General features: G+C 34.1%; 21 protein-coding genes and 1 tRNA gene. 20 read left to right on the top strand and 2 right to left on the bottom strand.

What is annotated here, in order from left to right; translation table 11 throughout:
- Positions 1–27 precede the first annotated feature (27 nt).
- The 4 genes from FYC62_RS06920 to FYC62_RS06905 all read left to right on the top strand — a co-directional run bounded on the left by FYC62_RS06920 (position 28) and on the right by FYC62_RS06905 (position 3,252).
- Positions 28–1,170 carry a 1-deoxy-D-xylulose-5-phosphate reductoisomerase gene (locus FYC62_RS06920; RefSeq protein ID WP_149075869.1) on the top strand — a complete coding sequence of 381 codons (1,143 nt, stop codon included), beginning with the start codon at positions 28–30 and terminating at the stop codon, positions 1,168–1,170.
- Between the two features lie 23 nt (positions 1,171–1,193).
- On the top strand, positions 1,194–2,519 hold the full coding sequence (gene rseP, locus FYC62_RS06915) for an RIP metalloprotease RseP (protein WP_149074436.1): 1,326 nt from the start codon (positions 1,194–1,196) through the stop codon (positions 2,517–2,519).
- Between the two features lie 97 nt (positions 2,520–2,616).
- Positions 2,617–3,156 carry a Fe-S protein assembly co-chaperone HscB gene (gene hscB, locus FYC62_RS06910; protein ID WP_149074435.1) on the top strand — a complete coding sequence of 180 codons (540 nt, stop codon included), beginning with the start codon at positions 2,617–2,619 and terminating at the stop codon, positions 3,154–3,156.
- 14 nt (positions 3,157–3,170) lie between these two features.
- Positions 3,171–3,252, top strand: a tRNA-Leu gene (locus tag FYC62_RS06905).
- Between the two features lie 189 nt (positions 3,253–3,441).
- Here the strand turns inward: FYC62_RS06905 and FYC62_RS06900 are convergent.
- On the bottom strand, positions 3,442–3,810 hold the full coding sequence (locus FYC62_RS06900) for a hypothetical protein (RefSeq protein ID WP_149074434.1): 369 nt from the start codon (positions 3,808–3,810) through the stop codon (positions 3,442–3,444).
- Between the two features lie 534 nt (positions 3,811–4,344).
- On the opposite strand from FYC62_RS06900, the gene FYC62_RS06895 reads away from it, so the two are divergent.
- Positions 4,345–6,609: a S41 family peptidase gene (locus FYC62_RS06895; RefSeq protein ID WP_149074433.1), complete on the top strand. Its 2,265-nt coding sequence runs from the start codon at positions 4,345–4,347 to the stop codon at positions 6,607–6,609.
- Between the two features lie 368 nt (positions 6,610–6,977).
- Here FYC62_RS06895 and FYC62_RS06890 read toward each other — a convergent pair whose 3' ends face one another.
- Positions 6,978–7,727, bottom strand: coding sequence for a DUF2971 domain-containing protein (locus FYC62_RS06890; protein WP_149074432.1), 750 nt, complete (start codon positions 7,725–7,727; stop codon positions 6,978–6,980).
- Between the two features lie 59 nt (positions 7,728–7,786).
- On the opposite strand from FYC62_RS06890, the gene FYC62_RS06885 reads away from it, so the two are divergent.
- The 15 genes from FYC62_RS06885 to FYC62_RS17485 all read left to right on the top strand — a co-directional run bounded on the left by FYC62_RS06885 (position 7,787) and on the right by FYC62_RS17485 (position 24,613).
- Positions 7,787–8,077: a hypothetical protein gene (locus tag FYC62_RS06885; RefSeq protein ID WP_149074431.1), complete on the top strand. Its 291-nt coding sequence runs from the start codon at positions 7,787–7,789 to the stop codon at positions 8,075–8,077.
- A gap of 236 nt (positions 8,078–8,313) precedes the next feature.
- Positions 8,314–8,493 (top strand): hypothetical protein, encoded by a 180-nt coding sequence (locus FYC62_RS17080; RefSeq protein ID WP_168199404.1) that lies wholly within the window; start codon positions 8,314–8,316, stop codon positions 8,491–8,493.
- Between the two features lie 120 nt (positions 8,494–8,613).
- Positions 8,614–8,916, top strand: a complete 303-nt coding sequence (locus FYC62_RS06875; protein ID WP_149074429.1) for a hypothetical protein — start codon at positions 8,614–8,616, stop codon at positions 8,914–8,916.
- A gap of 26 nt (positions 8,917–8,942) precedes the next feature.
- Positions 8,943–9,137 carry a hypothetical protein gene (locus tag FYC62_RS06870; protein ID WP_149074428.1) on the top strand — a complete coding sequence of 65 codons (195 nt, stop codon included), beginning with the start codon at positions 8,943–8,945 and terminating at the stop codon, positions 9,135–9,137.
- 252 nt (positions 9,138–9,389) lie between these two features.
- A complete protein-coding gene (locus FYC62_RS06865) occupies positions 9,390–9,998 on the top strand; it encodes a hypothetical protein (RefSeq protein WP_149074427.1) in 609 nt (202 codons plus the stop codon).
- Positions 9,999–10,619: 621 nt separating this feature from the next.
- Positions 10,620–11,690, top strand: coding sequence for a substrate-binding domain-containing protein (locus FYC62_RS06860; protein ID WP_149074426.1), 1,071 nt, complete (start codon positions 10,620–10,622; stop codon positions 11,688–11,690).
- 162 nt (positions 11,691–11,852) lie between these two features.
- Entirely contained in the window at positions 11,853–12,332 is a 480-nt protein-coding gene (locus tag FYC62_RS17500) for a hypothetical protein (RefSeq protein WP_240534847.1), read from the top strand.
- Positions 12,329–13,000, top strand: coding sequence for a phosphotransferase enzyme family protein (locus tag FYC62_RS17495; protein WP_240534846.1), 672 nt, complete (start codon positions 12,329–12,331; stop codon positions 12,998–13,000). Before FYC62_RS17500 ends, FYC62_RS17495 begins: the two co-directional genes overlap by 4 nt.
- A gap of 1 nt (position 13,001) precedes the next feature.
- Entirely contained in the window at positions 13,002–14,288 is a 1,287-nt protein-coding gene (locus FYC62_RS06850) for a sugar MFS transporter (protein WP_149074425.1), read from the top strand.
- The gene (gene nagB, locus FYC62_RS06845; RefSeq protein ID WP_149074424.1) at positions 14,281–16,206 is read left to right on the top strand and encodes a glucosamine-6-phosphate deaminase; all 1,926 of its coding nucleotides are present in this window, start codon (positions 14,281–14,283) and stop codon (positions 16,204–16,206) included. The genes FYC62_RS06850 and nagB overlap by 8 nt, the downstream gene beginning before the upstream one ends.
- Before the next feature lie 9 nt (positions 16,207–16,215).
- Entirely contained in the window at positions 16,216–17,592 is a 1,377-nt protein-coding gene (glmM, locus tag FYC62_RS06840) for a phosphoglucosamine mutase (RefSeq protein WP_149074423.1), read from the top strand.
- 5 nt (positions 17,593–17,597) lie between these two features.
- On the top strand, positions 17,598–18,611 hold the full coding sequence (gene galE, locus FYC62_RS06835) for a UDP-glucose 4-epimerase GalE (RefSeq protein WP_149074422.1): 1,014 nt from the start codon (positions 17,598–17,600) through the stop codon (positions 18,609–18,611).
- 168 nt (positions 18,612–18,779) lie between these two features.
- Entirely contained in the window at positions 18,780–22,889 is a 4,110-nt protein-coding gene (locus FYC62_RS06830) for a hybrid sensor histidine kinase/response regulator transcription factor (protein WP_149074421.1), read from the top strand.
- 204 nt (positions 22,890–23,093) lie between these two features.
- The gene (locus tag FYC62_RS17490) at positions 23,094–23,834 is read left to right on the top strand and encodes a sulfatase-like hydrolase/transferase (RefSeq protein WP_240534845.1); all 741 of its coding nucleotides are present in this window, start codon (positions 23,094–23,096) and stop codon (positions 23,832–23,834) included.
- A complete protein-coding gene (locus tag FYC62_RS17485) occupies positions 23,804–24,613 on the top strand; it encodes a sulfatase-like hydrolase/transferase (protein ID WP_240534844.1) in 810 nt (269 codons plus the stop codon). The genes FYC62_RS17490 and FYC62_RS17485 overlap by 31 nt, the downstream gene beginning before the upstream one ends.
- The last annotated feature ends 6 nt before the right edge of the window (positions 24,614–24,619 follow it).

Genomic DNA, 24,619 nt, shown 5'->3' with positions numbered 1-24,619 from the left:
AAATTGACAAATACATATTCAAAAAATATTAAGCATATTGCCATATTAGGCTCTACAGGAAGCATTGGTACGCAGGCTTTAGACGTTATCAAGGCTAACCCAACTTTGTTTAAAGCAGCCGTGTTAACGGCACAATCTAATGTTGCCTTATTGGTGTCGCAGGCTTTGTTGTTTCAGCCCCAGCTGGTGGTTATTGCTGATGAAAGCAAATATCAGGAAGTAAAACAAGCTTTAGCACATACAAATATTGAAGTAAAGGCTGGCCGCGAAGCTTTATGCGAAGCGGTAGTTTTACCTCATTTAGATGTTGTTTTAACAGCTTTAGTTGGTTTTGCAGGTTTAAGGCCTACTATTGCTGCTATCAAAGCTAAAAAAGATATTGCCTTAGCTAACAAAGAAACTATGGTCGTGGCTGGCGATTTGGTAACCGCTTTGGCTAAAGAAAATGACGTTAAAATTTTACCTGTAGATTCAGAACACTCGGCTATTTTCCAGTGTTTAGTGGGCGAGCAAGCACCTATAGAAAAGATATATCTTACCGCATCTGGTGGTCCTTTTAGAGGTAAAACTAAGGCAGATTTAGCTCAGGTAAGTTTTAAAGAAGCCTTAAAACATCCCAATTGGGTAATGGGAGCAAAAATCACGATAGATTCTGCTTCTTTAATGAACAAAGGTTTAGAGGTGATAGAAGCAAAATGGTTGTTTAATTTAGCTGTAGAGCAAATAGATGTTATAGTACATCCGCAATCTATCATCCATTCAATCGTTCAGTTTCAGGATGGCTCTATGAAAGCGCAAATGGGTTTACCCGATATGAAATTGCCTATTCAGTACGCTTTTACCTATCCTGATAGGATTGTGAGTGATTTTCCGCGTTTTAATTTTATGGATTATCCCTCTTTAAGTTTTGAGCAAGCAGATATCCAAACTTTTAGAAATTTGGCTCTAGCTTATGATGCTTTAAAGAAAGGTGGCAACATGTCTTGCATCATTAATGCCGCTAATGAAGTAGTAGTAGCTGCATTTTTGAAAGAACGCATCGGATTTTTACAAATGAGTGATATCATAGAACGCTGTATGGATAGGGTAAGCTTTGTAGAAAACCCTATATTAGAAGATTACTTTGAGACAGATAAACAAACAAGAATATTTGCAGAAGAGTTGATATAAATAAAAATAGAAAAGAAAATTAGATGGATGTTTTAGTTATGATTGGCCAGCTGCTGCTGGGATTATCAATTTTAATAGTTTTACACGAGTTAGGGCATTTTTGGGCTGCAAGAGCATTTGGAATTAAAGTAGAGAAATTTTATTTGTTTTTTGATGCTTGGGGAGTAAAATTATTTAGCGTTAAATATAAAGATGTAGAATATGGTATAGGTTGGTTGCCTTTAGGCGGATATGTGAAAATAGCCGGTATGATAGATGAATCTATGGATACCGAAGCTATGGCAGCACCTGTACAACCTTGGGAGTTTAGAGCAAAACCAGCTTGGCAGCGCTTAATTGTGATGCTTGGCGGAGTTACAGTAAACGTTATTTTAGGTATTCTTATTTTTTGGATGTTAACCTTTACTTATGGCGAAACTTATATCCCTAATAAGGAAATTAGAAATGGGATAGCACCAGGCATTATTGGTAAAGAAATAGGTTTACAAACTGGTGATAAAGTTGTAGCTATAAACGGAAAAGAAATTGTAAGATTTAGCGAATTAAGTAGTTCTGAGGTTTTGATGGGTAATTCTACCATCACTGTTATCAGAAATGGTAAGGAAACAGACGTTTTAGTGCCTGCTAATATTTTAAATACTGTTGCAGATTATGGTGTGGATGAATTTGTTTCACCAAGACTGAAATTTGCTGTAGATTCTGTTGTTGATGGTAGTAATGCTGCTAAAGCCGGAATTAAAAAAGGCGATTTAATTTATGCTGTTAATGGCAAGCAAACTTTGTTTTTTGATGAATTACAAACAGCTTTAAAAGAAAACAAAGGTAAAACAGTAACCGCCGCAATAAGAAGAGGAAGTGATAAACTTTCTTTACCAGTTTTAGTTACAGCTGAGGGTACGATAGGTTTTGCACCTAAAATTGAAGATTTGAAGTTAGAAACACAGAAATACGGTTTCTTTGAAGCACTTCCGGTGGGAGCGGCTAAAGCTTGGGGGAGTTTAACAGATAATGCAAAAGGTTTAGGCAAAGTAGTTAAAGGCGAAGTAAAAGCAAATAAAGCTTTTTCTGGTCCGGTAGAAATTGCCCGTAAATTATATGGCGGTACTTGGGATTGGGTAAAATTCTGGAGCATTACAGGTTTACTTTCTATGGCATTGGCTTTGATGAATTTATTGCCTATACCAGCTTTAGATGGCGGACATGCCGTTTTCTTGTTGATAGAAATGATTAAAGGCAAACCATTGAGTGATAAGTTTATGGAGCGAGCACAAATTGTAGGCTTTGTTTTATTGGCTACTTTAATGGTTTTTGTTTTAGGTAATGATATTTTTAAAGCATTCACTAAATAAAGCTTAAAGTATAAGGCTTAAAGCGGAATGCCTGATTTAGTAGTAAGAATGTTGTTTTATTTTTTTACTTTTTTAATTTTAACTTTTGCCTTATAAAATGAATTACTTCGAGTTTTATGAAATACCAGTTTCTTTTCACCCTAATGCAGAGGTGGTGAAGCGGAAATTTTATGCTTTAAGTAAACAATATCATCCTGATTTTTATGTAAATGAGTCGGAGGATAAACAGCAAGAAATTCTTGATTTATCCACTTTGAACAATAAAGCTTATCAGGTATTATCTCATGAGCAAAAGCGTTTAAACTACGTATTAGAATTATTTGGAGCTTTAGAAGAAGGAGAGAAGTACGCTTTACCACAAGATTTTCTAATGGAAATGATGGAGGTAAACGAAGTTTTGATGGAGCTAGAATTTGATGAAGACTTTGCTAAAGTAGAACAATTAAAAAAACAAGTAGCGGAAATAGAAGAGAGTTTAGACACAGAATTAGCTTCACTTACTCATCAGTTTGATGAGCAAAAGGAAGAAGAAAGAAAAGCTTTGTTGCTGCAAATCAAAGACATCTATTACCGTAAAAAATATTTGTTGCGAATACGGGAATCAATTAATAGATTTGCAACCCCGTCATTAAGATAGGGATTGCCAAATAAGCCCAGATGGCGGAATTGGTAGACGCGTTGGTCTCAAACACCAATATCTTCGGATGTGCCGGTTCGACCCCGGCTCTGGGTACATTTAAAATGTAAAACCGTACTAGAGTATACTCTAGTGCGGTTTTTTGCTTTCAAATTGTTTTATATTGAGAAAATTCGACTAGAAACTAATGGCAAGTTTGGTGAACTTTCAAAAGTAGATGCCAAGATTGGTATATATTATTTGAGAAAGCCTCATCATGTAAAGATTACTATCCTAAATTTAGTCTCAAATCTCCTGTAAATATTGAAAATCAAGTCTAGGAATAGCATGTTCCTGATAACTAAAGGCAATTTTACAAGGCTCTTTTTTTCTTAATGCACTGATAAATAATGGAAAGGTAATGGTGCTTTTAGGGTTTTTGAGCCAAATATTTTCATGTATTCTGATATGAGTATATAATTTTAAGTACTGTTCATATCCCTCAGGAACCTGAAGAATAATTTCTTTACCTACTTCAGGAAGCTTTTTGGTGTCAAAATCAAAAGCTGTACCAATAGAAATTTCCTTTTCATAATCATTAAAAGGGATTGGTTGGTCACCTAAATAAATATCAAGTTTAATTTGCTGCGGAATGAAAGCGCCATTTTTATTCAAAAATCTTAATAAGTTACGAGTAATAGGTACTTGACAGGTATTGTTAAGCCCTACTTGTATAGCCGTAGAAATGATGATATCATGAGAACCGTTTAATTGTATTTCTGGTAGGGTTGCATCACCATGAATTAATTGTTCAATAAATGGATTTAGTTGGAGTTTATCATAAAGTTTTTGTACTGCATAAACATTTGTAAGATGAATATCTAATAATGTAATTCTAATTTGTTCAGGCTTTTACAGCAGTTTTAGTTGTTTCGTAGATAGTGTTAATAGAATCCATAGGGTCTGAAACCAATCCTAAATCGAATAGGCCAATATTTAATTTTTTAATCGACATTTATTATAAGTTTAACATAGGACTTTCATTAAGTTTAAAGTCTTTAATAAGTGGTCTCTTTAAACTAACTTTACATTGTAATAAAAGTAATAAAAATTAGATTATTGACCTATTATCTATGAATCATTTTAGTTTCAAAATTATATGAAGATATTGTTTTCAAAAGCTAAGAGATATCAAAAAATTGTTATTTAATGAGAATTTTAAATCGAATAACTTTAATTATTGGGTTAATGTTAGCTTGTGCAACTGCTAATGCTCAAGAATACTTCAATGGAAATTTCGAAGATTTGAATTTTGAAAAGAAGCCTGTAGGATGGTTTCTATCTCTTTATCCAAATCAAGATGGAGAGGTTGGATTGGATAGTAATTTCAGAGTTCAGGGGAAATATTCAGTGTCAATTTCTTCGAATGATACAAAAGGAAATCAGGTTGGCTTCAGTCACACAATAAAAAAAGCTTTCGAAGGGAAAACAATTTCCTTAATCGCTTCAATAAAAACCAAAGATGTTTCTGAAGGTATTGCAGGGCTATGGATACGAATTGATGGAAGGGACAATCAAGTGATTCAATATAATGACATGTCTGATCAAGGATTAAAGGGAACAAATGATTGGAAGGAATATATAATACAGGTACCATATAAAGAAAAGGAAGCTGCAAAAATAAATATTGGAGCCTATTTAAAAGGTAAAGGTAGAATATGGATAGACAGTGTTAGAATTTACATTGATAGTAAGCCTATAAACGAAGCTAAGCTAGGATTCTTAAATTCTTATCCAGCTGAAAGTGATTCTTCTTTTTTACAAGGTTCTGGTATAGAAAAGATAAAGTTGAGCAAAAAGAAGATTGAGTACTTATCGTTATTGGGAGAATTTTGGGGCTTTTTAAAATATCATCATCCAGAAATTGCTAAAGGTAATTTAAATTGGGACTCAGAATTATTTAGAGTTTTACCTCTTGTTTTAGAATGTAAATCTAATGATCAGTTTTCAAAAATACTTGAAGATTGGATAGACAGATTAGGAAAACCGAAACCTAATCTGAATCAGTTAACATTAAATAACAAAACAAATATTGCAGTATTTCCCAGTTATGGAAATCTGTTTAACAACTCTACTTTCGGAAACTCACTCACTGAAAAATTGCAATACATATTAAAAAATTGCAATATCATAGATAATTACTATGTCGAAAATGATGTTAATACATATCCTGAAAATCCAATATTTACACATGAAAGAGCCTATCCAGAACTTAAGTTTCCCGATAGTGGATATATGTTGTTAGCTCTTTACCGTTATTGGAGTATAATACAATATTTCAGTCCTAACAGATATTTGATAAACCCAAGCTGGGATAAATCCTTAAGTGAATTTATCCCTAAATTTGTTAAAATAGATAATAGCAAATCATATGTTTTGGCATTGAAAAACCTAATTTCAAGTATTCATGATTCACATGCTTATATTTCGAGCGGTGCTTTGTCCGAATCCCAGAAAGGTGACTTTCGAGTTCCTTTCAAAAGTACATTTATAAATGATAGCCTTGTTGTAACCGGTTACTATAGCGACACACTTGAGGTAGAAAGAAAGTTTTTAAAAGGTGACGTCATCTTAAGTATAAATGGTGAAAAAGTAAAGAATTTAGTGGATAAGTATTTACCTATTACATTTGGCTCTAACCTTCCGGCACAACTTCGAGAAATGACATGGTCATATCTCTTAAGAAATAGTTCTAGACATTTTATGTTCACAATACTGAGGAATGGGATACAAATAAAATCCGAAATAAATGGAGTTGAACTTTCAGAAATAGATTTTTATAAATTAGATTGGTTCACTTCACCATTTGACAAAAGCTTTTACAAGATTGATAATGAGATTGGATATATATTTCCTGGGATCTTTAAAAATGCAGATATAGAACCTGCTATGTCAGACTTTGAAAATACAAAAGGGATAATCATAGATATGCGCTGTTATCCAAATGATCAAATTGCAGTATTTAACCTCATTAATCGGTTGAAGAATTTTAAATCCCCTTTTTTAAAGTATTCAAATGTTTCTATAAGTTATCCTGGCTTATTTACATTCACTAAGCCCCTAGAAATAGGTGATAATAACTCTAAGGCATCATACAACGGAAAGATAATAGTCATAGTTAATAGTTTAACTCAAAGTAGTGCTGAATTTGCTACAATTGCTTTTCAAAGTATGCCCAATGTAACTGTTATCGGTACTCCATCAGCAGGTGCTGATGGAGGCGTTTCAAAGATAATATTTCCAGGTAATGTATCAACAGGAATATCTGATGTTGGAATTTATTATCCAGATGGTTCGCAAACTCAACAAGTTGGAATAAAAATCGACTATATAGTCAAGCAATCTATTGAGGGAATGAAAAATGGTATAGATGAACAATTAGAAATTGCCAAGAAAATTATTTTAGAAAAATAATGCTTTTTCATAACAAAGACTTTTAGGTTGTACTTTTCAATTTATGGTATAATTTATAGCTTGTACAATCCTCATTTTAATTTGATAAACCAATAAACCAAGATAGTATTTTATATGTAAATTGAGATGATTAAGATACTTACTTAAGGTATTAGCATATTTAAATGAACTCTTCTAAAATTTTCTCCTTTTCTCTTCTAAATCGATAGACTTTTAATATGAAATCAAATGAATCGAGTAGACTTCTTCTTTCAAGCTTAATTATCTCATCACTACCACTTAAAATGTACCGACTATGAATTTTATGGCATTCTCATCAGCCTGGAATCCAATTGGATGTATTTTATCATGATCAATCCTAATGATTGTTAATATTGCACAAAAGGAATCTTAAACTTAATAATATCACAGGAGATGTTAAATTGTTGAGTCATAAGTTCTAGTGCTTCTTTTATCTTATTTTGATGGGCTGATGGCCCAATAAAAATTTCTTTGATGCTTCGTTTAATGAATTTATACTCAATGAAAGGAACAATCATGGAGTTTTTTACAAAGTATTGAATCTTATGGTTTTCGGCTTTCGTCACTCCACGCCATTCATTCTCTCCTTTAAAACTTGGGCTTTTAACATGAGCCAAATCAAATGTGAATTTTATATGTTCAAGATCTTTATGAAGAGTTTCTATTTTTGAAAACTTATCCCTTATTCTTTCATAGTTCGATGCAACTATTATACCGTCATATGGGTTGTTATAATGACATTTATTCAATATAATATTTCTATTAGAAAAAACTGTGTCCTTATTAAAACCAATGGCAATTCCTCCTTCTTTTGGACAATATCCCCGCCAAAGATTTAGATCATCTCCATTTTCACAAAATGAGATAGTGTAAACTTGATTTAAAAATGTAAATCTGTTTAATAAAGAAATGTCAAATACATCACCAATATTATTTTTCGATTCGAAATTTTTTATCGCTTTAACGAAAAGCCCAATGCCATATTGATATTCCATAGCATCGTTTAGGAACCCAATATTTGTAAATCTGAGGTTTTCACCGCTGATGATACTACAAAAAGCCGCGTAGGAAGTATAATGATAAAGTGTTACTGACATGTATATCTAAGTTGATTATAATACTTCAAAATACACTTAAAAAATCATCTTTATGCTACGTGAAATCTGTTAAATCCATGTTCAACCCCAACCTAGAGTGGGAAGGGGTTGACTTTCCTCTAATTTTGAAAAGTATTAAAGTTGAAAATTCAGAATTTCAGTTAAATAAATTAGAGTATTTACCAGAAAAGGAGTATGATACTTTAATTACAAATGAAGTTGCTTTATTAACGAAGAAGCTATCTGGATTTGAGGGCGGTGAGATAATCATTAATAAACTAAAGGGAGCTTTCAGAAAAGGTTCCGATGAAAAAATAAACTTTTTTCTATCTGTGCTCGGCTTAAAATAGAAAAACAAGAAAAGGCAGCAATTACTCTTCGTAACAAAATGACTCATGGTAATCGAGACTATAGAAATGATAAAACATTCAATGATGATGTTATTTTGTCTCGAGTTTATCATGTTCTTTTTAATCGTGTTATACTAAAATTCTTGATTTTGACAGATATTATATTGATTATAGTGTTCAACATTCACCTTCAAAACCTATTAAAATGGGTGCAGGAGAAATTTAAACTTAAGAAGATGGTAGGATTATCAATAGAACAAGGAATCAACCAAGTAATGGGAGGTAAACACATTGTTATACTTGGAGCAGGTGCAAGTATTGCGTCAACATCAAGAAATGCAGAACGTCAAAATAAGGTATTGCCATATATGCTTAACTTTTTCGAAGTTTTAAGGATTAAAAGATATTGTAGCTGACGTGCCAGCAGATCTTAAAAGCAGTAACTTTGAACTTTATACGGAAATCTTTATGCAAACAATCCTAATTCGTCCTTAATAGCTAATATTAAAAAACGTATTCAGGAATACTTCAGTAGCATGCAGTTACCAGACGAGCCTACCATTTATGATTATATAATTTTATCGCTTCGCTCAAAGGATCATATCGCAACATTTAATTGGGACCCTTTTTTGTATCAGGCGTGGGTAAGAAATATTAAATTCACTAAAAATCTTCCTTATATGTCTTTTCTTCATGGTACAATAGGATTGGGATATAGTAAAGAGGATAAACGTTCTGGACCTTTAAGTTATCAGTGCAGGGCTGATGGAGGAGTGTTTGAGCCCACTCCTCTTTTATATCCTATTAATCAGAAAATTACAGCGAGAATGAATTTATAGATGAAGCATGGCAATCAATTAAAGCAATGCTTGAAAAAGGTAGTGGTTCGGTTCGAACTACAATTTTCGGTTATGGTGCACCAATATCAGATATTGAAGCAGTAAATCTTTTGAATCATGCATGGGGAACACCTGATGATAGGTCTATGGAGCAGTTTGAAATTATTGATGTTCTTCCCCAAGAAAGAATTGCGAAAGCGACGGAAAGGATTTATACATAGCCATCATTATGATATTTGTGACTCTTATTTTAAATCTTCTCTCGCCAATAATCCGCGACGTACTTGCGAAAGTTACTTTTGTCATTATGAAGCACTTTCGATTGATGAGGCATTTCGATCAAACAATCCTATCCCACAGAATTTTCAAACTTTAGACGAACTTTGGGAATGGCATCAACCTTTAATTGATGCAGAGATTAAGAAAAGCAAAGAAGAATAATGTTTTCTTAATGTAGTTTAGATAATCCTTAAATGGAAGAAATTATAATTATAGGTTGGCCAGATAATTTGGATGATACTGATGCTCAAGAAATAATTGATTTGAGCAAACCTCAGTTAAAAATCAAAGGAGTTCAACATAAAAGTACTAGACTTTTTGCAGCTTTAGAATGGACGATTCCTACTACTTTTATCATTATGATATCTGGGCTTTTCTTCAAATCATTCATGGAAGAAGCTGGTAAAGATACCTATCAAATGCTTAAGTCTCGATTAAAAGAGTATATTCTTAAAAGGCGTGAAATAAAAACTTCTTTGATAGAGTCATCAAATTTAACAGACAAACTTTCTAAAAAATATGATCAATCTTTATCAATTTCGATGAAGGCAAGGCTACATTCTAAATTAGTAATTAATATAATGATTAGTGAAAAAGTGAAAGGTCAGGATGCTGACAATATGATGGAAAGAGTATTTGAAGTGTTGCAAATGATACATGATCAATGTCAGGAAATAGCTTCAGAAGAATATATTATGAGAAATATACATCCCGAAGAAGTATATCTATTGGCTAATCCGGAAACCTATTTTTGGGAAATATTGACTCCTAAAGAAATGTTTGAACGTTATCGAAATTATTAAAGCCTCTTTATGCAATATTTTCAACTATAATCCTGAACCCATTTGTAAATAAAACCAAGCTTTGATCAATATAAATTAATTTAGAAACTATACAAAATCATTTCACTTTAAAAGACTAATAAAAAGGGAATTTACATTTCATAATCATTTAACTATAGATAAATTAAATAGATTTATTGTCTTAATATGCTTTCTTATGAAAATGTCATTTTGTCTTTAAGTTTTTTAACTATGAGCTTTATTGGAATTCTTTTAAACAAATTAAATGCAATTCAAAATTTTTGGTTCAAAACATACCTTCTTAAGGCTTTAAATAGGTTTAATTTAATATTACCAATTATGTCTATTTAATGAAACCTTTAGACTTCAAATCAAAAATAATTGGCTCAATTAACTCTAAAAAGCGAATTAAGTGTTCGATGTATTCCCTGTGATTGGTACTAAACCAGACTTTTTTAAGTCTGGTTTTTTTTATGAGAATTTTTAATAAAGCCTCGGATTTAAACCTGAGGCTGTGTTGTTTTCAGTATCATCTAATGATACCACCTAAATCTTACTTCAAAAATAAAAGATAATGTATTTTGTTTTTCTGTTATTTTTGTGCGCAAACGCAAAGCAATTATGAAAGATAAAACAGTACGTATTAAAGATATAGCGCTTAAGGCAAAGGTATCAACCGGAACTGTGGATAGGGTTTTGCATAAGCGTGGCAGAGTAGCCAAAGATGTTGAGGAAAGAGTACTTAGCATCATTAAAGAGTTAAATTACGAACCCAATTTAATGGCTAGGGCTTTAGGTTCGCAAAAGGTGTATAGGTTTGCAGCTTTAATTCCTGATGCTCAATTTGATGTTTATTGGTACGGTCCTAAAGCTGGGGTTGAGCAAGCTTTTAAAGAATTGAAGCAATTTGGTGTTGAGGTTAAAATCTACTTATTTAATCCTTACGAGTCCGATTCTTTTATCTCAGCCGCACAGCAGCTTCAAAAAACAGAACTTGATGGCGTTTTACTTTCGCCGATTTTTTACCGTGAAGCTTTGCCTTTTTTCGAGCAATGGAAGGCGCTAAATATTCCATTTGTACTTTTTAATACCGAAATTACCGATTACCAACCGCTGAGCTATATTGGCCAAGATTCTTATCTGAGTGGTATGTTAGCTGCCAAAATGCTTCATTACGGTTTACCAGAGCCTTGTAGTATTTTAATTGCTCATTTTGATGAAGATATCACTAATGCTGCTCACTTGGTAAAAAAGGAGAGTGGTTTTAGGAACTATTTTATACAAAACCAATTGAATGATACTTATCAATTTATAAAAGAAGAGTTTAACAGTGCTCAGTTTTCTGTTTTTCATCAGCAACTAAGTGATGTCATAGAAAATAATCCCGATTTAAAAGGGATTTATGTTACTACATCTAAAGCTTTTGAGATTGCTGCTTATTTAAAAGAACGTCATATCCATCATATAAAAATAGTTGGTTATGATTTGCTCCCTAAAAATGTATACTTTTTAAATAACGGTATGATTAGTTTCCTCATTAACCAAAACCCCAAAGGGCAAGGGTATTGGGGGGTACATCAATTAGCTAATCATTTGATTTTTAAAAAAGATGTTGCCGTATTCAAGTATTTACCTTTAGATATTGTAACCAAAGAAAATCTCAACTATTTCTTAGATAAACCCGAGTATTAAATTTTTTTAACACCATATATGTGTGCGTAAACATTCCAAATAAGCTATTTAATAGCTTTAAATACTTGTATTTGTGTTGTTTATTTTGTGTGTTGATAATAATTTTAAAATTAATTTGTTTTTGTGTGTACGAACACATTACATTTACTTTATAAATATTACATGTATAATAGTACATGGTTCTTAAATATGAAAGCTAAAGCAAGGGCAGCAGACATCCAAAAAATAGTAGAGAACTTCCTTATCTCTGGTGAGGTTGAAACTTCAGGTTTAAATTATGGTTCGGGTCATATTAATGATACTTATTGCTTGTACAATAAGCAGCCTCATGAACCCGATTATTTATTACAACGCATCAATCATCATGTTTTTAAGGATGTATTGGCTTTAACAGATAATATTTATTTAGTGTTAAACTATCTGAAGAATAAGATACAGCTTTTGCAACATAGTGATTTGCAGGTTTTAGAGCTTATTCCTGCAAAAAACAAAATGCTTTATCATAAAGATGAGGATGGCAATTACTGGCGGATGTATGTTTTTATAAAAGGGTCTAAAAGCTTTGATATTGTGGAAACAGAGCAGCAGGCGGAAGAAGGGGGAGAGCTTTTGGCCAATTTCAGGCTTTACTGTCTGATATGAATGCTTCGCTTTTGTCTGAAACCATTGTAGATTTTCATAATATCTTATTCAGGTTAGATAATTTCAATAAAGCTTTAAAGGAAAATAAAGCCAGTAGAGCTGCAAACGTACAAGAAGAAATTGATTTTATTTTAGCTCGAGTTACCCAAATGCGAAGGATATATGATATGGGTCAACAAGGTCTTTTACCTAAAAGAATTACCCATAACGATACCAAGTTCAATAATATCCTTTTCAATCAGCAAGATAAAGCCATTTGTGTGATTGATTTAGATACCGTAATGCCGGGTTATGTAGCTTATGATTTTGGGGATGCTATCCGTACCATTATCAATACTGCGGCAGAAGATGAAGCGGATTTAAGCAAGATTAAATTAAACATCCCTTTATTTGAGGCCTATACCAAAGGTTATTTAGCGGAAGCAGGAAAGTTCTTAACTGCTAATGAGGTAAAATCTTTGCTTATAGGAGTTTTTCTACTTCCTTATATGCAGGCCGTAAGATTTCTTACAGATTATCTTGAAGGAGATCATTACTTTAAAATTGCCTATCCAGAACATAATTTGGTGCGTACCAAAGCACAATTGCATTTGCTAAAACAGCTAGAAGAGCATGAAGCAGAGCTACAAGAAATCATATCTACTTACAGTATTTATAAGCTAAAATAATATGCAGCATCAAGAAAATGTTCAAAAAGGTGTGAATCCTATCATCATCATAGGAGCCTTATTTTTTGTTTTCGGGTTTATCACTTGGTTAAACTCAGTATTAATACCTTATCTTAAAATTGCCTGCGAGTTAGATAATTTTGAGTCGTATTTGGTAGCCTTTTCTTTTTACATTTCTTATTTAGTGATGGCCGTACCATCCGGGAAGTTGTTAAAATATACAGGCTATAAAAAGGGGATGAGTATAGGTTTGATGGTGATCGCTTTAGGCGCTTTAATATTTATCCCAGCTGCTTTAAGTAGAACTTATGGTGTGTTTTTGTTAGGCTTGTTTATACAAGGTACAGGTTTGGCTATTTTGCAAACAGCTTCTAATCCATACATTACGGTGTTAGGTCCGGCAGAAAGTGCTGCAAAAAGAATAAGTATTATGGGTATATGCAATAAGCTTGCAGGGGCTTTGGCGCCAATTGTCTTAGGTGCTGTTACCTTAAAAAATACCGATGCTATTGAACAACAATTGTTAAGCATGTCTCTAGCGCAAAAAGAAGTAGTGTTAAATGAATTATCTGCTAGAGTAATAATTCCTTATTTGCTTATTGTATCTGTTTTATTGGTTTTAGCTTTTTTGGTTTATCGTTCTAGCTTGCCAGAAATTAATACTGATGAAGAAGATGCACAAACCTCGGCAGCTAATGAAGGAAAAAAATCAATTTTACAATTTCCACATTTGGTCGTTGGAGCAATCGCATTGTTTCTTTACGTAGGGGCAGAGGTTATAGCTGGCGATACGGTAATCAGCTATGGCGCTTCACAAGGTATCGCTTTATCAACAGCTAAATACTTTACAACAGCTACTTTGGTGAGCATGATTGTTGGTTATTTAATAGGTATTATTTGTATACCTAAGTATATCAATCAGCAACAAGCTTTAAGTCTTTGTGCGCTATTGGGTTTGGTTTTTTCTGCTGCTGCAATCTTTACCACAGGCTTTTTGTCGGTTGTTTTTATTTCCTTATTAGGTTTAGCCAACGCTTTAATATGGCCAGCTATATGGCCTTTAGCTATGGCCAGATTAGGTCGGTTTACCAAAGAAGGCGCTTCTTTGCTCATTATGGGCATAGCTGGTGGTGCTATTTTACCACTTTTATATGGCTATTTAGCCGATGTTTTAAATACCCAACAAGCTTACATCATCCTGATACCTTGTTACCTATTTATAGGCTATTTCGGGGTGTATGGTTATCAATTAAAATCGTCTCATAAAAAATCATCATCACATGCTTAGACTTAACTTACTAGAAGAAACCCGTTTCGAAAAATTACCTGTACAGGTTTTTGATAATCCTGAAACTGCCTCTATCCATGTGGCCCATAAAATTGCTCAGCTGATTAAAAAGAAAAGTGCCGATGGAGAAAAAGTTGTTTTAGGTTTAGCTACGGGGGCAACACCAGTTTTAGTTTATCAGGAATTGATCAGGTTGCATCAGCAAGAGGGTTTAAGTTTTAAAAATGTTATCACTTTTAACTTGGATGAATATTACCCCATGCAGCCAGATGCTGTACAAAGTTATGTTCATTTCATGAAACAACAGCTTTTTAATCATATCGATATAGATATGAACCATGTGCATATCCCTAATGGTACTTTACCCGAAGACGAAATTGCAGATTTTTGCCTAAGTTATGAGAAGAAAATTAACGATGCTGGAGGTTTAGATTTACAAATTTTAGGTATCGGTAGAACCGGGCATATTGGTTTTAACGAGCCAGGTTCGGCACCAAACTCGGGCACACGTTTAGTTACTTTAGATGATTTAACCAGAAGAGATGCTTCCCGAGATTTTGGGGGTAAAGATAATGTACCTCGTAAAGCCATTACAATGGGAATTGGCACCATTTTTAAAGCTCGTGAGATTGTCTTAATGGCTTGGAACGAGAAGAAAGCCGCTATTGTAAAGAAAGCTGTTGAGGGCGAAATTTCTTCTGAAGTACCAGCAACCTATCTACAACTGTCAGACCAGGTTACTTTTATTTTAGATAAAGATGCAGCTTCGGCATTAACCCGTTTCCATTTGCCTTGGTTGGTAAAAGATTGTGTCTGGGATAAAACGCTAATCAGAAAAGCTGTTGTTTGGTTGGCTTCTACACTTCAAAAACCAATTTTAAAGCTCACGGAAGAAGATTATAATAATAACGGTATGGCACAATTGGCAACAGAGATGGGGCCGGTTTACAATATCAATATTGATGTTTTTAACCAAATACAGCATACCATTACCGGTTGGCCGGGTGGTAAACCAAAGGCTGATGATTCGCAGCGCCCAGAAAGAGCTTTGCCGGCGAAAAAGAGGGTTATGGTATTTTCACCGCATCCAGATGATGATGTGATTTCTATGGGCGGTACTTTTATCCGCTTGGCAGACCAAGGGCATGAAGTTCATGTAGCTTATCAAACATCTGGAAATACAGCCGTTTGGGATGATGATGCCCTACGTTTTGTGGAGTTTACGATAGATTTCTTGAAATCTCAAGGTTTTGATAGCAATAGCGAGCAGCTGGCTAAGCAATATCAAGAGATGAGGGATTTTATCAATAAGAAAAAACCTAATCAGGCAGATACCATTCCTTTAAGAACTATTAAGGGCTTAATCAGAAAAGGAGAAGCTATTGCAGGCGCTAGGTATGCTGGTTTACCCGATGAAAATATCCATTTCCAAAATCTTCCTTTTTACGATAGAAATAAAAGCGCAAAGCAAGCTAATTATGAGGATGATATCCAAGAAACCATGTCTCTGTTGCGAAAAATAAAACCTCATCAGGTTTTTGCTGCCGGAGATTTTGCCGACCCACATGGTACACATAAAGTTTGTTTTGATATCATTTATGAAGCTTTAAAAAGATTGAAAGCAACCGAAGATTGGGTTAAAGATTGTTGGTTATGGCTATATCGTGGTGCTTGGCATGAGTTTGAGATTCATGATATAGAAATGGCTGTTCCACTTTCTCCGCAAGAGGTAGCTCGTAAGCGTATGGCTATATTTAAGCATCAATCTCAAAAAGATATTCCGGTTTTCCCGGGTGATGATGCTCGTGAATTTTGGGTGAGGGCAGAAGAAAGAACCAGCGAAACAGCACATCGCTACAATCAATTAGGCTTGGCAGAATATGAAGCTATTGAGGCTTTTGTACGTTTTAAATTTTAATGAGTTAAGATGACTTTAATCAAATCTATATCAGGAATAAGAGGGACTATTGGCGGTAAAACAGGTGAGGGTTTAACACCACCAGATATATTGAAATTTACAGCCGCTTTTGGCAAATGGGTAATATCCAAAACAAATAATCCTAAAATTGTGATAGGCAGAGACGCCCGAATTTCTGGCGCTATGGTAAACAATTTAGTTACCGGAACTTTGCAAAGTTTGGGTATAGATGTTATTGATATTGGTCTTTCTACCACTCCAACGGTAGAAATTGCAGTCCCACTAGAAGAAGCTGGCGGTGGTATTATTCTTACGGCTAGTCATAATCCCAAAGAATGGAATGCCCTAAAATTGTTAAACCATAAAGGCGAGTTTATTAGCGATGCTGATGGTAAAGAAGTATTGCAATTGGCAGAACAAGAGTTTGATTATGCAAGTGTAGACCAATTAGGTAAAGTTTACCATAAAACCCATTTTGTACAGCAGCATATAGCTATGATTTTAGATTTACCTTTGGTAGATAGGGAAGCTATAAAAGCGGCCAATTTTAGTATTGTTGTAGATGCGGTAAACTCCAGCGGTGGCTTATTTATCCCTCAGCTATTAAAAGCTTTAGGTGTAAACCAAGTTCATGAACTGTTTTGCGAGCCTGATGGTCATTTTCCGCATAATCCAGAACCTTTAGCAGAGCATTTAACAGAACTTTCGGCTTTAGTGATAAAGGAAAAAGCACATTTAGGAATAGCTGTCGACCCTGATGTTGATCGTTTATGCTTTGTTTGTGAAGACGGGCAAATGTTTGGAGAAGAATATACTTTAGTGGCTGTCGCCGATTATATTTTACAACACCAACCAGGAGCTACAGTTTCTAACTTATCATCAACTAGGGCATTGAGAGATATCACCAGGAAAGCAGGCGAAACTTATGCTGCTTCTGCCGTTGGCGAGGTTAATGTGGTAAATCTCATGAAAGCTAATAATGCTGTTATAGGTGGCGAAGGTAATGGTGGTATCATTTATCCTGAATTACATTATGGAAGAGATGCTTTGGTGGGCATTGCTTTGTTTTTAACTTATCTAGCTAAGAAAAAGCACTCTGTTTCTGCGTTAAGAAAAAGCTATCCGGCTTATTACATGTCTAAAAATAAAATCACGTTAAGTGCATCACAATCTATAGATGATATTTTAGAGCAATTAAAAAATAAGTATCAGCATGAGGATTGTAATACCATAGATGGTTTAAAAATAGATTTTAAAGACCAATGGGTGCACCTGAGGAAATCTAATACAGAACCTATCATCAGGGTTTATGCGGAGGCAAAATCTGAAGCCGCGGCTGTGGCAATTGCCAATCAAATTATGGAGGACATAAAAGCATTATCATGATAAACATGACAGAAAAAACGGTGTTGGTAACAGGCGGATTAGGCTATATAGGTTCACATACTGTGGTAGAGTTGCTTATGGCTGGTTACCAAGTAATTGTAGTAGATAATTTAAGTAATTCTGAACATTTTATTTTAGATAGAATCATCAGAATTACACAAAAAGAGCCTATATTTTATCAGGATGATGTTTGCGATTTAGCTGCCATGAGCAAAATTTTTAAGAAACATCAGGTAGATGTAGTTATTCATTTTGCAGCGTTTAAATCTGTTGGCGAATCGGTAGAAAAACCACTGCTTTACTATCAAAATAATCTAATATCTCTACTCAATATCTTACAATTGATTCAGGAAAATAGCGTAGAAGGTTTGGTTTTTTCGTCATCGGCAACGGTATATGGCGAACCAGATGAATTACCTGCTACAGAAGAAACACCATTTAAAAAAGCTTTATCTGCCTATGGAAGTACTAAACAAATGGGCGAGGAGATTTTAGAAAAAGTATGTGCTGCTGCTGCATTTCAGGCTATTTCTTTAAGATATTTTAATCCTGTTGGGGCACATGAAACCGCTTTAATTGGCGAGTTACCCAAAGGTATTCCTAATAATTTATTTCCTTATGTTACGCAAACTGCAAAAGGTAAATTGGCTATGTTAACTGTTTTTGGTGATGATTATCATACAGCAGATGGTACTTGTGTAAGAGATTATATTCATGTGGTTGATTTAGCAAAAGCGCATTTAGCAGCTTGTAAAAGGCTCATCAATAAAGCTTGCCAAGGTTCTTCTGAAGTTTACAATATTGGAACAGGTAAAGGAACAACCGTTTTAGAAATCATCAAACAATTTGAAGCTACAACAGGTAAACCATTAGCCTATCAAACAGGAGCTAGAAGACCAGGAGATGCTGAAGCTGTTTACGCAGATAGTAGCAAGGCAGAGCAAGAACTTTTATGGAAAGCTACCCTAAATTTAAAAGACATGATACAGTCTTCTTGGGCTTGGGAAAATAGTTTGTAGTAGACGTTTTTTAGGATTCTAAAATGATAGTTTAAACTTATTAAGGTGTCTAAACTTTTTAGCATTTAAATATATTAATAGTTTATTTTTTGTTAAAATTTAGCGAGGCTCTATAATTATCTTAAATTAGTATTTCTAGTAAGGTATCTTAAATACCGAGCTTAATTTATGTCTAAACGTAGCCTGTTAATTGTCTTTTTGTTTTGCTATGCTGCTTTAGCTTATGGTCAGTTATCTTTTGATCATATTTCTATCAGTAGTGGCTTGTCTCAAAGTACAGTGCTCTCTATTTATAAAGATAGCAGAGGCTACATGTGGTTTGGAACTAGAGATTGCTTAAACCGTTATGATGGGAGAAGCATCAAAATCTATAAAAACAATCCAAATGATTCATCTTCTATCAGTACCAATGACTATATCTATAGCATTTATGAAGACAGCAATAAAAATTTATGGATAGGCACACAAGACGGTTTAAATCGTTACATCCCAGAAAGTGATTCTTTTGAGCGTTTTAAATCAAATCCTAAAGACAGAAATAGCATCAGCGATAGAATTGTATTGGCTATTCACCAAGGAAAGGATGGCAAACTATTTTTCGGAACCAATTATGGCTTAAGTATTTTATCATCGCCAAAAGCAAGAAATTTTAAAAAGTTATATCAAAAAGACGGCTTAGCCGGGAATATAGTTTACGGTCTTTTTGAAGATAGTAAGAAAAGGGTTTGGATAGGTACAACAACTGGTTTATCTGTTTTAACTTTTAAAAATAACAAGCCTTATCTGAAATCATATTTTCATCAAAAAGGCAATATAAATAGTATCAGCGGTAATTCTATCAAAACTATAGCAGAGGATGCCGAAGGGAATATTTGGATAGGTACAGAAACCAGCGGCCTAAATAAGTTTATAGAAAGTAGCCAAAGTTTTATACGTTATCAGGTTAAACCTTTAGAGAAAAATAGTATAAGTAGTAATAACATCCGTAAGATTATTAAAGATAGAAAAGGTAATTTATGGATAGCCACCATGATGGGTTTAAATATCCTGAATACCAAGGATATGAAGTTTACCCTTTATCGTCATGATTCTGAAAATCCTAATAGTTTAAGTGATAATTCTATCAAAGAAATTTATGAAGACGACCAAGGTTCAATCTGGTTAGGAACCATGTTTGGCGGCGTAAATGTTAAGCATCCTAACACTATCCCTTTTACAGTAGAAAAGCATAGTAAATATAGAAATAGTATCAGTAGTGATATTATAAGTGTAATTACGGCAGACAAAAGCGGTAATTTATGGATAGGAACAGAAGGACAAGGTTTAAACTATTATGATAAAGCAAGTCAGCGTTATACCCAGTTTGTAAATAATCCGCTCAATACAAGTAGTTTAGGGCATAATACGGTTAAAGATATTTTTACCGATAGTAGAGGTAATATTTGGATTGGTCTTTTTCAAGGAGGTTTAGACCTTTACAATCCGCAAACGGGTGTTTTCAAACATTATAATCCAGACCCAAATAATCCTAAAGCTATTAGTTATGGCTATGTAAGTAGCATTACCGAAGATAAAGATGGCCGTTTATGGGTAGCAACATCATCTAAAGGAATTAATCTTTTTGACCGCGAGAGCCAAACATTTAGCGTTTACGATACTAGTAAGAACTCCAAAATAAAGTTAAGCAGTAGTTACATCAGAAAAATATTCTGCGACTCTAAAGGTAACTTATGGGTGGGTACAGCAAAAGGTCTTAATTTAATTCCATACAGAAGTACAAAAACTATCTTTTTTTTAAAGAATGCAGCTTCTAAAAGCGCTTTGCAATCTAGCCACATCAATGATATTGTAGAAGATAGTAAAGGACAAATTTGGATAGGTTCGCATCATGGAGGTTTAAGTTTATATGTGCCTGAAAATAAGAGCTTTATTACTTATTCTACAGAAAGTGGTGTGGGTAGTAATAACATCATCAGTATTTTAGAAGATAAAGAAGGCTATTTATGGGTAAGTACAGATAGAGGTCTTTCTAAATTTGATATCCAAAGAAAAATATTTAAAAATTATACCGTAGCAGATGGTTTACCTGCTAATGAGTTCAATTATAACTCGGCTTTTAAAGATAAAAATGGAAAGCTGTATTTTGGTAGTTATAATGGCTTAGTAAGTTTCCAGCCTAAAGAAATAGAAGAGAATAAAAGCATCCCTAAAGTAGTATTTTCTGGTTTGAAGTTATTTAATAAACCAGTAGGCATTAATAGTTCTGATGGTTTGTTAGAAAAAGATATCTCCTTTACAGAAGAGATTGTTTTTAAGGCAAATCAGAACATTTTTACCATAGACTTTTTAGCTTTAAACTATATCAACCCAGAGCGTAATAAATACGCATATAAATTAGATGGTTTTGAAAAAGATTGGAACTATGTTAGCACACCATCAGCAACTTATACCAATTTGCCTCCGGGTAAGTATGATTTTTTAGTTAAAGCCAGTAATAATGATGGTTTGTGGAATCCAGAAGCCACCAAATTAGTTATAATCATAAAACCACCATTTTGGAAAACCTGGTGGGCTTATTTATTATATTTTATCATGGCTTCTGGCTTGCTTTTTTTAGTCATCAGATTTTTTAGAAGACAAGCCCGGTTAGAAACTCAATTATATTACGAACACTTAAATACCCAGAAAATAGAAGAATTATATCAGTTAAAGCTCGATTTTTTTACCAGAATATCTCATGAAATTAGAACACCTTTAACATTAATATTTGCGCCATTAGAGAATTTAATTAAACAAACTACGGCACAAGAAGGGGTTAATAAGCAAATCGTTCATATTAAAAACAATGCGGAGCGTTTATTAAGGCTTATTACCGAGTTACTAGATTTTAGAAAGATAGAAACTGGTAACATGAAAATCTTGGTGCAGCAACATAATTTAGTAGCCTTTTGTCAGAAAGTTTTTAACTCTTTTACCAGTATTGCAGAAAGCAGACAAATAGATTTTAATTTCAAAAGCCATCAAGAGCAATTACCTGTGTTTTTTGATGTTAACCAGATGGAGAAAGTGTTGTATAACATTTTATCCAATGCTTTTAAATACACGCCAGACGGTGGTACCATTGTTTTAGCTTTAGCTGATGATGAAAACGAGATACATATAACCGTTGAAGATAACGGGATAGGTATATCATTGGCAGACCAAAAAAAGATATTTACCAATTTTTATCAAGCTAAGCAAAGCACTCATAAAAAAGAGGGTTGGGGAATTGGCTTAGCTTTATCAAAAAATATTGTTGAGCAGCATCATGGTTGTATTAGCTTGATGAGTCAGCCAGAAACAGAACAAGCCACCGGCAAAACATCCTTTAAAGTAAGCCTTAAAAAAGGTCAGGCACATTTTACCAGAGAAGAATTTGCTCAAGAAGGTGATGTTTTAGAAAACCAACGCGTTTGGTTACCCGAGATTGATTTATACTCACAACCTTTTGTTGAAGAAGAAGCGCTACCATTACAAGAGAAAAAATACACCATTTTAATTGTAGAGGATAACGACGAATTGAGAACTTTCATTAAGCAGTCATTAGATAAGTATTACCATATATTAGAAAGTGTAAACGGTTTACAAGCATGGGAGTTGGCTATAGAACAACTGCCAGAAATCATCATCAGCGATGTAAATATGCCTGTGATGGATGGTTTTGAACTTTGTTCGAAACTTAAACAGGAAGAAAGAACTAGCCATATTCCAGTGATTTTATTAACCGCTATGGCTGCCAATATGCATCAAATTGGTGGTTTAGAGGCTGGGGCCGATATTTACCTAACGAAACCATTTAGTATCCAAGTTTTAGAGTTAAGCGTTAAAAATTTATTAGCAGGCAGAGAGGCTTTAAAAGAAAGATACAGCAAGCAAGTGATGTTGATGCCAAGGAAGCTAGAGCTTGAATCTCCGGATGAAAAATTCTTGAACAAGCTGATGCAATTGGTAGAAGATAACCTAGAAGATCCAGAGTTTAACGTAACCAGTTTGGTGGTAGAAATAGGGATGAGCCAAACCGTTTTATACAAAAAAATTAAAGCTTTAACAGATTTATCTATCACAGATTTTATCAAATCTGTGAGATTGAAAAGAGCAGCCCAGCTTTTAGAAGACAACCAACTTAGCATCGCCGAAATTGCTTATTCTGTAGGTTTCAATGATCGTAAATACTTCAGTAAAGAATTTAAAAAACAATTCGGCAAAGCTCCTTCTGATTTTGTAGGCGGTGAGGTGTAAATTATCAGTTTTCGGTTGCCAGTTATCAGTTTCTAGTTCTGCAAGCTTTTAGCATTACGCTTTAAGCTTTATGCCTCTGATCAAAACGATTTTTTACCCCTATTATAACCGATTTTTATCCTAAAGAATAAGCAATTTGTAGAATATTTGGATAAGTGAATAAACCTCAGGAATATTCAGATAAACCAATTTTTACAAATAACCATGTTGAGATTCCAATTTTTACTTTTCTTAATCATTTTTAGTGCTACTTCCTTTGCTCAAAAACGGCCTAATATTGTACTTATTTATACCGATGATTTAGGCTATGGCGATTTAAGTTGTTACGGCGCAACCAAAATAAAAACACCACATATAGATAAATTAGCAGCAAAAGGTTTACGTTTTACCAATGGTTTTGCTACATCTGCTACTTGTACGCCATCAAGGTTTTCTTTGTTAACGGGTAAATACGCATGGCGGAAATCAGGGACAAATATAGCTCCCGGAAATGCAGGATTAATCATCCCAACCGAAACACCAACTTTACCTGCCATGTTGCAAAAAGCAGGTTATAAAACTGGTGCGGTAGGCAAGTGGCATTTGGGTTTAGGACCAGATGGTGGTCCGGATTGGAATGGTACTATTAAGCCTGGGCCTTTAGAAATAGGTTTTGATTATTGTTTTCTTATCCCGGCAACGGCAGACCGTGTACCAACCGTTTTTATGGAAAATCGCCATATCATCAACCTAGATCCTAAAGACCCTATAGAAGTTAATTACAAGAAAAAAGTAGGAAATGAGCCTACAGGAGAAGAAAATCCAGAGCTTTTGAAAATGAAACTCAGCGAAGGTCATGCGCAAACCATTGTAAACGGCATTAGTAGAATTGGTTACATGAGCGGTGGTAAAAAGCACTTTGGAAAGATGAAGAATTGGCCGCTCATATCGCAAGGCAATCTGTAAAGTTTATCACTCAGAATAAAAATAATCCATTCTTCTTATATCTAGCTACCAATGATATTCATGTACCTAGAGCGCCTAATCAGCAATTTGTTGGAAAAAGTGGTTTAGGCCCTAGAGGGGATGTTATTTTACAACTCGATTGGACAGTTGGTGAAGTAGTAAGAGCTTTGGATAGCTTAAAACTGACGGAAAATACATTGATTATTTTTAGTAGTGATAATGGCCCTGTGTTAGATGATGGCTATGCCGATTTTGCTAATGAAATGCTTAATGGTCACACTCCAGCAGCTCATTTACGTGGTGGTAAATACAGTGCTTTTGATGCTGCTACAAAAGTTCCTTTAATAGCTTACTGGCCAAAAACTATTAAGCCTGCTGTTTCTTCTGCAGCTATAAGTCAGGTTGATTTATATGCTTCTCTAGCAGCGCTTACCCAGCAACCTTTAGCGGTAAAAGAAGCTCCAGACAGCTTTAATATGTTGGATGCACTTTTAGGGAAATCTGCTAAAAGTAGGTCTTATATTGTTCAACATGCGGTAAATGGTACTTTATCACTTATTAAAAACAATTGGAAATATATAGAACCTGGTAAAGGTCCAAAGGTATATCCGGTAACTAATGTAGAAAGCGGAAACTCAGCAAATGGTTTACTTTATAATCTGAAACAAGACCCATCAGAGCGGGAAGATTTACTTACCCAAAACCCTAAAAAAGCTAAGAAGTTGGCTAAAGAGCTTAAGCGTATAAAAGAAAATCAGGCTACCAGATTAAGCAAATAAATGAGC

The organism is Pedobacter aquae (assembly GCF_008195825.1).
GTDB classification, from domain to species: Bacteria; Bacteroidota; Bacteroidia; order Sphingobacteriales; family Sphingobacteriaceae; genus Pseudopedobacter; species Pseudopedobacter aquae.
The sequence above is the reverse complement of the archived record's forward strand: the minus strand, read 5'-3'. Positions and strand labels throughout refer to the sequence as shown.